The organism is Candidatus Hydrogenedentota bacterium (assembly GCA_018005585.1).
In the GTDB taxonomy this organism is placed as follows: domain Bacteria; phylum Hydrogenedentota; class Hydrogenedentia; order Hydrogenedentales; family JAGMZX01; genus JAGMZX01.
On the sequence record JAGMZX010000006.1, the window covers coordinates 52319 to 62936 of the forward strand.

Below are 10618 nucleotides of genomic sequence, written 5' to 3' on the forward strand. Positions count from 1 at the left end.
GCCGCCGCGTGCCTGCCCCGGGCCGTCGAGCAAGGGGCAAGCGACATCGACGCGCGGGCAGGCATGGCCTATGCGGCCTTGCTGTCGGGAATCGTGCTCGCTAATGCCGGACTCGGCATTGTCCACGGTCTGGCCTCACCGATTGGCGCATTTTTTCCCGCGCCGCATGGGGCGGTGTGTGCCGCGCTGGTCGCCGCCGCAACGGAAGCGAATATCGCACGCCTGCTCGCCGAACACGGGCCGGACCATCCCGCCCTGACCAAATACTCGCATGCCGGGACACTCCTTTCCGGACGCGATGCCCACGATGTGGCGGCCGGCTGTATGCTGCTCGTCGAATCCCTGCAAGCATGGACTGCACGCTTCGGGTTGCCCCGTCTCGGGCAGTTTAGCATCACGGACGCCGATGTCCCCCGTATCGTCGCCGGCGCCGGCAACAAGAATAATCCCGTTGCACTGTCCAAGAACGAAATCGCCGCGATCGTGAAGCGCTGCCTGTAGGGAAACACGGTGCGCAAGCTCTTGCTGCTGTCGGGTTCCCGCCGGCCTCACGCTGCGTGGCCGCCAAACCGAATCAAGGAGCAGGGTCATGACGGACCGGGAGCGATTTGTCGCGTGTGTGTTGGGGGAACCCGTGGACCGCGTTCCCTATTGGCTCGCCTGGGGGCCTTGGGAAACCACCTGGCGGCGGTGGTGCGAAGAAGGCAAGCCCGCCGGGGTAATCGATGCGCGCATGCCTTTCGAGCCCGATTTCCCGCCTATCCCCTTGCCAGTCAATTGCGGACCTTGCCCGAAGTTCGAGGAGCGCATACTAGAGGAAGACGCGGAATCCAGAGTCCACGTCGACAGTTGGGGCATTACCCGGCGCACGTTCAAGAACAAGGAATCGATGCCGCGCTTCCTCGACTACCCCGTCAAGTCGCGCCGCGACTGGGAGCAGTACAAGGAAGAGCGCCTGGACCCGGACCATCCCGACCGGCTTGCCCCAAGCCCGATGGGCGACTGGCGCGAGATCGGCAAGTCGCTCGCCGCATGCGGCATCCCGCTGCAGCTCGGATACTATCCAGACACCGGGTTGTACGGCGGCGTGCGCTGGCTCATGGGCGAGGTGGACTGTCTCGTCGCGTTCTGCACCGACCCCGAACTCGTGCAGGAAATCATGGAGCATCTTACGACGGTGTATCTGACCGTCTTCGAAAAGGTCCTACGCGAACTGCGCGTCGACGTGATTCACATGTGGGAAGACATGTGCGGCCGCCAAGGCCCCCTTATCTCGCCGCAACACTGGGACACATTCCTGGGGCCCCACTACCGCCGCCTGCGCGCGTTCGCCGACGCGCATGATATCCCGGTCTTTTCGGTGGACACGGACGGGAACCCGGATCTGATCATTCCCCCGATGATCGACGCAGGCGTCAATTTCCTGTTTCCGCTGGAAGTGGCGGCGGGTTGCGATGTGAACAAGATGCGCGCGAAATACCCGAGACTCGGCATGATGGGCGGCATCGACAAACGGGCGCTTGCTCTTGGGCCGGACGCCATCGACGCCGAGCTCGAACGGGTCCGCCCCGCCGTGGCGCGCGGGCGCTATGTCCCCGACCTCGACCACCTCGTTCCCGACGACGTCCCCTGGGACAACTACCGCTATTTCGCAACGGCTCTGAAGCGCTTGACGGGCAAGGGATGAAACCTCCGGCCAAGGGTTGTTCCCTCGGCTATAATAACCGCAGCCGGGTTGTTTCCCTTGGCGGAATACGAATATGCGCGTGCAGCTCTTACACCCGCCCATCTATGTGAACCGTCACGCCGTGCAGGCGACGCGGCCCTCGCTGCCGCTCGGTCTTGCCTATATCGCCGCGGCCTTGCGAGACAGCGGGCATGAGGTCTCCGTTCTGGACGCCGTCCAAAGGAAACCGGAGCAACTGACGCCCGATGGCCGGTTGCACTACGTTGGCATGCGGCCCGAGGAGATTGTCGAGACTCTTGACCCCGGCACGGACGCGATCGGCCTGAGCGTCATGTTCTCGTTCACTTGGCCGCTCGTAAAACGCATCGTGCATCGCATACGCGAGCAATACCCCGGCAAGGTCATCGTTGGCGGGGGGGAGCATCTCACGGGCATGCCCGAGTATTCATTGCGCGAAGCGCCCTTCGACTGCCTGGTGCTCGGCGAAGGCGAAGCAACCGCTCAGGAACTGTTTCGAGCATTGGACAATGGCCGCGGCAATCTCGAGGACATTCCGGGCCTTGCGTTTCTTCGCGACGGCCGGTTCGTGAAAACACCGCCGCGCGAACGCATCCGCGAGGTGGATGCCTTGCGCCGTCCAGCCTGGGACCTCTTCGACCCCGAAGCGTATTACCGCATGAGATTCGTGTTCGGCGTGGACGCCGGGATGACCATGCCCATCCTGGCGACGCGCGGCTGTCCCTACGAATGCACCTACTGCTCGAACGCCATGATGTGGGGGCGCCGCTGGTACGCGCGCGATCCCGCCCACGTCGCCGAGGAAATCGAGGAATATCATCGCACCTATGGCGCGACGAATTTTCCGTTTCATGACCTTACGGCAATCCTCAAGAAATCCTGGATCGCCTCCTTTTGCGAGGAATTGCTGCGACGCGACTTGCACATCACCTGGCAACTGCCCAGCGGCACCCGCTGCGAGGTCGTGGATGGAGAAGTAGCCGCACTGCTGCGGCGGACGGGCGGGTCGTCCCTAACATTCGCGCCCGAAAGCGGCTCGGAACGCACTCGTGTTCTGGTCAAGAAGAAGATGTCCGAACAGGACTTGATGCATGCGGTGCGCGCATGCACCGCGGAGAGACTGAACGTCTCGACCTTCTTCGTGATTGGGTTTCCCCACGACACGCGCGAAGACCTGAACGCATCCGTACGCCTTGCGGTCCGGTTGGCCGCGGCCGGCGTAAACGACATCGCCCTGTCGCTCTTCTTCCCTATCCCGAACACGAGACTCTATGAAGACCTCGTCACGGCGGGGCGCATTCAGCCCTCGGACGAGTTCCTGCTCACGCCGCTATACGCGATGGAAACGGTCATCCGCGAGGAGGTGAATTACTGCGCCCATCTCACGGCGCGGCAATTGACCTGGTTCAAGTACAAGATTCTCGTGGCCTTTTACGCCGTCTCGTTTCTCGTGCGGCCCTGGCGTTTCTTTCAGATCCTCTGGAACGTCGTGCGGGGACGCGAGACCTGCAAGCTCGACATCTTCCTGAACAACCGCAAGCGGCGCCTGCTCGGACGGTTCCAGGCGTAGCCGGGAAATGCCGGAAGCCCATTACGGACCGGAACTGCGCGAGTGGGGCCGGCGTCGTATTGTGAGAGGCCATGCGCGTTGTTATACTGAGCATGTGCGCGGCGTGCCGCGGCCGACCTTTGCACCGGCGGCGCCGCGCCCAAGAAGCGGCCCTTAACAGCCGGAAGGAATGTGTATGGCGGGGCAAGGTTCCAGAATACTCCGGTCTCTCTTCGTGCGGATGCTGCTTGCGGCGCTGGTGGCCGGCGGCGCCGCGGCGTGGTACGCCTCACGGCTGCCGGACCAGTATCGCGCCCGGGCGCTCCTGATCATGGCGCCCATGCCCATCGGACACGAGAAGGCGCCGATGACACAGGTCGATTTCTATGGCGAAGACCCTATCCCCTATCCAAAATATCTGCGCCTCGGCTACATGGAATCGCTGCCGATGCCCGACTACAAGCTGATCCTGACCAGCGAAGCCATGGCGGTGCGCGTGCGCGACAAACTGCGCGCCTTGTATCAGGCCCGCGGCCTTGATGCCGGTGGCTGGACCGTTTCGCGCGTGCGGGCCGCGATGGATGTCCAGGTCAAGATTTTCAAGCAGACGTACCAGGAACTCGAGTACCAGCAGGTCGTCGAACTCCTGCTCGCGGGCACGGAACCGGAGATTCTGGCCGAGGCCGCCAATTATTGGGCCGAGGAAAGCATCAAATTCGCGAATGAATTGCGCTTCGCCGGCCGCCAGGGCATGCTCGAGTTCTTCAACAGACAGATTGCCGATACCGAGGTCCTGCTGGACGCCGAGCGGGACGCCATTGCAGCGATCGAACGCGAAACCGACCCGGATGTGCTCGCCCAGCGTATCGCGCGCATGGAAGAGGCCGTCACGGCAGCCCAGATCGATGCAGCCGCCGGCGCAACCGGTCCAGCGGCGGATGGCCCGCCGGAAGCGGCCCGCGCTGAAGCGGTGATCGCGGAATTGCAGCCCGGAATTGCCGAACTGCGCGCGCAGTTGGCCGAAACGCGGCGCGCCCTCGCCAGTCATCAACACAAAGCGAAATGCTACGAGAACCAGCTCGAAGAATTGGCCGTAGGCCAGTATGCCGCGCGCGTCACCTCACAGGATGTGACGCCTGAGTTCAAGGTTGCGTCGCCCGCGCTGCCGCCGGAGGAGAAAACCGGGCCCATGCGCTCGCTGATTATCGCCGCCGCCGCGGTCCTGGCCTGCCTGGCGATGCCTGTGCATTATTTCGCCATGTTTGCGTTGCGCCGCTATGCCCGCCAAATCGAGCAGGACATGGCGGTTCGGGCCTAGCGCCATCACACCACAAGAGGTTATCTCGTCCATGTATGCCCCCGACGGCGCCACGCCGGACCTGGAAGACGCCGTATGACGCCGGGCAGCACGATTGTGCGCGGCGCGTTTTATTCCGGAGCAGGCATGGTCGTCATGCTCGCCGGCGGCATGGTGACGCTGAAATTCATCACGAACGCCCCCTCCCTGAACGAATCGGCCGTGGGTGCGTTCGCAATGCTCACCATCCTCTCGGAGTTCCTGGTCATTTTCAACAATCTGGGACTCCGGTCTTCTCTGCCCAAACTCGTCGCCGGCGCGGCCCCGGCCCAACGTGCGCAAATCGTGGCCGCCTCGCTCGGATACCAGGCGCTGCTTTCCTGCGTCGCGGGCGGTGCGCTGCTCGCGGTCTGGGCGTGGGCACCGCTGGACCGCCTCGTGCCCGGCAATGCGGCGTGGCTATACATGCTGCCCTTCCTCGGGATTGTGCCCGCCCTGATGCTCGCCAGTTCCATGCGCGAGGTACTGCTGGCCGTGCTGGCGGGGCGCCACGCCTACGGACGGCGCGTCGTCGGATTAACCCTGTATTCCGCCGTTCAGGTCGCGCTCGTGGCCGGGCTGGTATGGTTTGCCCGCGGCGGATTGATGGCGCTTCTGGCGGCATCCCTTGCCGCGCACGCCGTCGCGGCGGCTGCCCTCTTCCTCATGATGCCTGAGCGCGTGCGGCCGGGTCTCGCCTGGCCCCCATATCGCGACGCAATCCGTTTCGGGTGGCCGCTCTATGTCAATAACCTGTTCGGCTTCGTATTTCAGCGCGTCGACACGCTTTTCATCGGCGCATTGCTCGGGCCGGCGGCCGCGGGCCTCTTCGAAATGGGCGCGAAACGCATCCCATACTACATTTCAAGCATCCTCAACGCCGCGCTGGTGCCGTTTCTGCCGAGCCTCTCCGAACGGATCGCCGCGGATGACCGCGCAGGCGCGTTGCGCCTGCTTGCGCAGACCTATTCCACTTCGGCCTTTCTCAGCTATCTGGCCGCATTTGCCGTCCTCGCGCTGCAAGCCCCTCTCATCCGTCTGTTATTCAGCGGACTGTACCTGGCGGGCGGCGCCGCACTCGGGCTGATGATGGTCGCGGCCGCCCTCGCGCTGCAGGCGGGCATTATGGGGCAGGCGCTTATTGCGCTGGGCCGGCCTCACATCATCACCGCCGTGAATATCGGGCTTGCGGGCTTCAGCCTGCTCTTCAATGCCCTGCTCATACCGCGATACGGAGTCTTGGGCGCCGGCTACGCCGCCGTCCTGGCCGCCGCGTTCAGTTTCGCCCTCCAGACTTGTTATGCCCGCGCCCGGGGCCTTCCGTTGCCCCTGTGGGCCGTGCTCGGCCCCCATGTCGCGATGACCCTGTCCCTGGCATGCGCCTTCGCGCTCGGCGGCCAGGCCCCGGCGTGGCTCCTCGCGGGAACCGGGTTTGTAACGCTTGCCTTCCTCTTTCGCATCGTTACCTGGCGGCAGCTTCGAGCGGTGTATGCTGTCCTCGGCAGCAGGTGAAAAACCGCAGCGAAAGAACCCGGCTTTTCCCGGCGACTTCTTAAAGCGGTTACGAGGACAGAGCATATCGCGGATCAGCGCGTGAACGACGGAGTCCCACCACTGTGGTGACTTACGACCCGAAAGAACTCGCCGAGCAAATGGGGCCCGCGTGGCCCGCGCTCAGCGTCGAGGACCTCCGGGCCGCCCTTCCCTTACAAGACTCGTGGTACCGTATCACTGCGGCGGAAGCCATCGATTTCGTGGAAACACGCGAATGGGCGGGCGACGTCGCAGACTACGTTATCGAGAGCGTCCTGGCATCTTTGATGCGCCTCCCGGAGAATTGTCTTGTGCTGGCGCATTGGATGACCTTCCCGGACGACGACCCCAATGAAACCTTCTTCGACCATACTTTCTTGAGCTTTTTCCTCGAAGACTCGCTTCGCCCGTATTGCGAGTTCGATTTTTGGGTTACATGGGCCCCGCAAATCGCCTTTTGCGGCCGATTTGCCGCGCACGCTATGCCGCCGCCGCTCCCAGGCCGCCTCCTGCACAGCCCCGCACAGGGAGCATCAAATACCGACCTGCGCAAATGGCATATAAGCCCATATCTCCCTCTTTATCTCACCTCGGAATATCTTGAGTGGCGCTGGACTGAGTCCGTTTCCGAGGTGGAACCCGAGTGCCCCCCCGTCCGGCGCAGCAAGCGCCACCGGAAACACCTTCGCCGCAGAATTGCCCGTTGCCGGTCTATCGCAGCCTGACACGCGCGTCTCTTGCATGCGGCGTGGCAAGAGAACTCCTTTCCGCCGGGCGGGCCTTTCGCGCCGCTTGCCAGAAAGCGCCTGTCCTGCAATAATGGAGCCTCCGGGGGAAACCCGGGAGGAGATGGCACATGCTCCGCGGAATCGCGCGCTTCACCGCTGCGTTTGCGTTCTGCCTGAGCGCCCCGATGGGCTGCCCGCCCGAGAGAGTCCCCGACGCGCATTTCACCGCCTCCCCGCGTTCCGGTCCCCCGCCGCTCATCGTTCAGTTCAGCGACACGTCCGTCCCCGGTGACGGCGTTATTTCGGCGTGGTCGTGGAGCTTCGGCGATGGCGCCACGGACACGGTCCAGCATCCTGAGCATACCTACCAGACGCCCGGCAGTTACGACGTAAGCCTCACCGTCACCACGCAGTACGGCAGCGATACCTTGGCCGAAGGCGATTACATTGTGGTCACGTCCGGCGGCGGCGAGGGTGAGGGAGAAGGCGAATTCGCCGGTTTCGTCGAGGTTCCAGACCCGCTTTCCGGGGAAAACCCCCGTTATCCCCTGCCCGCCGCGGCAGCGCCTCAGGCAGGGGGCTACGCCGAGGATACCGCCTTCGGCACGCGGCAGCGGCGCGTCACCCAGACCGAAAGTTTGCGTCATGAGTACTCGCGCATAGACCCTTTCAATCAGGACGGCACCCTGGTCCTCCTGCAATACCTGCCCGACGGCGAATGGCGCGTTTACCGGACCGATTCCGTGCCGTACGACGCACCCGGCAATCTCGTCACGATGGTCCAGATGGAAGAACCGCGCTGGGACCCTCTGGACCCGGCTATCCTGTGGGGCACCATCGAATTTCGTCTGGTCACCCTGAATGTTACCACCGATACCGAGACTACGGTCAAGGATTTCGCGCAGGACGCGGTCATCGCGCCGGCGCTTGGCGCCGCGCCCGACCTGTACCGCATTACCATGCGCGACGAGGGCGAGTCATCGCGAGACAAGCGCTATTGGGCATTCGCCATTCAAGGCTCAAACGAAGGCTACCGGCTGCGGCACGTCTTCTGCTGGGACCGGACCGCCAATCAGATACTCGGCTTTTATACGCTGCCGTTGACGCAGTCGCTCATCGACTGGGTCGGCATGTCGCCGCTCGGCAATTACGTGATCATCGGCGGTGACTGGGACAATGGCGCGCCGCTTACGGGCCTCACAATGGCCAACCGCGAACTGACCCAGTTCCACCGGCTGGATTACGCGACGGCCCATTCCGATGTCGGGCTGGACACGGCCGGCCGCGAAATCATCGTGATGCAGAACAACCAGACCGACTACATCGACCTCATCCCGATCGACTGGGCGACCCAGCCCATTCTCGAGGCAGGCGGCGATTACGCTGGCACGCAGCACGTCCCGCTCATCCGCCTCTTCTACGACGCCTCGCCCCTGGGTCTCCGCAGCGGCGTGCATATTTCCTGCAACCACCCCGGCTACGCGCTGGTCTCGACGACAACCGAGCCCGGCGAACCGGAGCAGAACTGGCTGGATCGCACGATAACGCTGGTGCAATTGGACGCCGCCACGCCGCGCGTCTTCTATCTGGCCAAGGTCTACGGCACGACCGGCGCCTACTGGGAGGAAACGCACGGCTCCATCAGCAGCGACGGAACGAAGGCGGTATGGGCGAGCAATTGGGGCGCCCACGCGGGCGAAGAACCGCCGCGTGTCTGGGTCATGCAACTCGACCTGCCTGCAGGATGGCAGAGTTCGCTCTAACCGCAATCATTCGGTTTGCGTGTCAGCGATGATCAGGCGGCCGCCCTCTTCCCGCACCGTAAGGATGCGCGGCCGTTCCGGCCTGCGGTTCGGCTGATGAAAGACTACCCGCAGCTGTCCGTCCAGGCCTCGGAACAGCATCGCATGTCCCCCGTCCGCCTGGAACCACGGCGCAGGCTCGTGGCGCCACGGCCCCTCAATCCGTCCCGACTCGCTATGCGCCACCGCGATGCAGTACCGGTGCTCGCGGTCGAAACTCGACCACAACATCAACAACGCTCCGCTTGCCGTCCGATGCAGCCAGGGGCCGTCCGTCACGCGTCCCGTGAAACGGTCATGCGTGACCTCGGCTACCCAGGCGGCTTGCGACGCGCGAAACAGGAGCAACGGCTCCCCAACCGGGGCAGAAAGATCCTCCGCCAGACGGACCGCGCAAATCTCGCCGTCGCCCACCTGCGTCCATTCATGACAGAACACCATCCACGGACGCGCTTCGTCATCGATGAACAATGTGCCGTCCAGACACTGCCAGTCATGCGGGGTCTGCGGGCCGTTTCCAATCGGCACAAACGGGCCGCGCGGCGAGTCGCTCACGCACACTTGCGTGCCGCGGACCGGATATTCGCGCGCAAAACTGGCCAGAAGGAAGTACCTGCCTTTGTACGCGTGCACCTCCGGGGCCCAGAACTGGCGGTCGGCCCAAAAAACCGCGGGAGCCTCAAACACCGGGAACGGCCCCTCCCAGACTCTCAAGTCGGTGCTCATGTACGCGTCAAATCCGGGCGGCTTCCGGCCCGGGCATGTGCCGTAGAGGTAATAACGCTGTTCACCGGGCACGGCGAGTACGAGCGGGTCCCGGAGCCTGATGCCGTCGAGCGGCGCCGCATCCGAAACGGCCTGCGAGACTTGAAGCAACACCGCGCAAGCGAGCCACAAGGTCAGTTTCTCCTTTTGCAGGCGACGACGTGCAAATGCCTATCGTATCCTGACCGCGTCCCGGATACGGTCCGCCCCCGGTTCGAGAACGGGCGCACGAAGGCCAAGTTTCCCGGGCAGATAGACATGTTTCAAATAATCGGCCAGTTCCGCCGTCACGACATCCGCGCCCAGCGGTGAGAAATGCAGGTCGTGAAGAAAATACAGCAGGTACCAGTAGGCGCTTTGCTGAAAAACGGGAAACAACGGGACGTACGGGATCGCGGCGTCCGCAAAAATCTCCTCGCCGACGCGGGCGTCCTTGCCGGCCTCGTAATACACGGTCTTCTCCCGCAACACGCTGCGCCACCAATACTCAGACACTGATTGGCCCGCGGGCACGGCAAAACCGATAAGGTCGATCCCCTGTTCAACGCAATAGTCGCGTATGTGACGTACATCCTGGGCGAGCATTGCCGCGCCTTCCTGGAGTTCCGGATACCAGTCGGCCAGGTCGGTTTCCAGCGATACGGGCCGCTCCTCCGACGGCAGCACACGCGGCAGGTTCGAAGTGCGGGAGAAGCGGAGTCGCTGGAGCGACTGGACGAGTAGATAAGGCGGCGCTTCTGTATACCAGAGCGCGCGGTAGGCCGCGCTGTAGGAATAAAACCATTGATGCAGCCGGACCAGCGGCCCCTTATAGAAGAAAAGCAGCATGCGCGCCTGCGTATCCTTCTCATTATGCGCTCTCAGGTGCTTTCCGGCCTTGACAAGCGTCTCCGAGATGTCATTTGAGAGAAGCAGTTGCAGAATGACGAGGTCAGGCTTGAGTTTCGGCGCAAGTTCCCGAAGCAGGCTCAGTTCCTGCCACGGCGCGTAGCCCCCGACTCCGCCGTTGATTACGACCATCTGCCTGGGCCACAGTTCCCGGTCCGCCTCGAGCCGCTCTTTCAGGCACCAGGACAACGTTTGTTCCGGGTCAAGCCCGTAGCCAAAGACGAAGGAATCCCCCAGCAGCAGGATACGGAATTCGTCGGGGCCTTTGGCCCCAATCTCGCGGTCGCGAATGCCCAGCGAAGAGACCTGATA

9 protein-coding genes are annotated in these 10618 nt (G+C 63.4%); 7 read left to right on the forward strand and 2 right to left on the reverse strand.

The genetic code is table 11. From position 1 onward, the window contains the following. From KA184_01970 to KA184_02000, 7 genes are all read left to right on the forward strand, one after another. A partial coding sequence (locus tag KA184_01970; GenBank protein MBP8128318.1) for an iron-containing alcohol dehydrogenase occupies positions 1-501 on the forward strand: 501 nt, incomplete at its 5' end. An 88-nt stretch (positions 502-589) separates the two neighbouring features. Beyond that, entirely contained in the window at positions 590-1687 is a 1098-nt protein-coding gene (locus KA184_01975) for a hypothetical protein (protein ID MBP8128319.1), read from the forward strand. Positions 1688-1760: 73 nt separating this feature from the next. After that, on the forward strand, positions 1761-3275 hold the full coding sequence (locus KA184_01980) for a B12-binding domain-containing radical SAM protein (protein MBP8128320.1): 1515 nt from the start codon (positions 1761-1763) through the stop codon (positions 3273-3275). Between the two features lie 175 nt (positions 3276-3450). After that, positions 3451-4572, forward strand: coding sequence for a hypothetical protein (locus KA184_01985; protein ID MBP8128321.1), 1122 nt, complete (start codon positions 3451-3453; stop codon positions 4570-4572). A 75-nt stretch (positions 4573-4647) separates the two neighbouring features. Then, on the forward strand, positions 4648-6102 hold the full coding sequence (locus KA184_01990; GenBank protein ID MBP8128322.1) for an oligosaccharide flippase family protein: 1455 nt from the start codon (positions 4648-4650) through the stop codon (positions 6100-6102). Between the two features lie 104 nt (positions 6103-6206). Continuing rightward, on the forward strand, positions 6207-6848 hold the full coding sequence (locus KA184_01995; GenBank protein ID MBP8128323.1) for a hypothetical protein: 642 nt from the start codon (positions 6207-6209) through the stop codon (positions 6846-6848). A 131-nt stretch (positions 6849-6979) separates the two neighbouring features. After that, positions 6980-8614, forward strand: coding sequence for a PKD domain-containing protein (locus tag KA184_02000; protein MBP8128324.1), 1635 nt, complete (start codon positions 6980-6982; stop codon positions 8612-8614). A gap of 6 nt (positions 8615-8620) precedes the next feature. Here the strand turns inward: KA184_02000 and KA184_02005 are convergent, their stop codons facing one another. Both KA184_02005 and KA184_02010 read right to left on the reverse strand, forming a co-directional pair. Next, the gene (locus KA184_02005) at positions 8621-9529 is read right to left on the reverse strand and encodes a family 43 glycosylhydrolase (GenBank protein ID MBP8128325.1); all 909 of its coding nucleotides are present in this window, start codon (positions 9527-9529) and stop codon (positions 8621-8623) included. A 60-nt stretch (positions 9530-9589) separates the two neighbouring features. Further along, a partial coding sequence (locus KA184_02010; GenBank protein MBP8128326.1) for a hypothetical protein occupies positions 9590-10618 on the reverse strand: 1029 nt, incomplete at its 5' end.

Excerpts from the sequence above, each read along its gene's own strand:
- KA184_01975 (MBP8128319.1), top strand. The coding sequence starts at position 590 with ATGACGGACCGGGAGCGATTTGTCGCGTGTGTGTTGGGGGAACCCGTG.
- KA184_02000 (MBP8128324.1), top strand. The coding sequence starts at position 6,980 with ATGCTCCGCGGAATCGCGCGCTTCACCGCTGCGTTTGCGTTCTGCCTG.
- KA184_01990 (MBP8128322.1), top strand. The coding sequence starts at position 4,648 with ATGACGCCGGGCAGCACGATTGTGCGCGGCGCGTTTTATTCCGGAGCA.
- KA184_01980 (MBP8128320.1), top strand. The coding sequence starts at position 1,761 with ATGCGCGTGCAGCTCTTACACCCGCCCATCTATGTGAACCGTCACGCC.
- KA184_01985 (MBP8128321.1), top strand. The coding sequence starts at position 3,451 with ATGGCGGGGCAAGGTTCCAGAATACTCCGGTCTCTCTTCGTGCGGATG.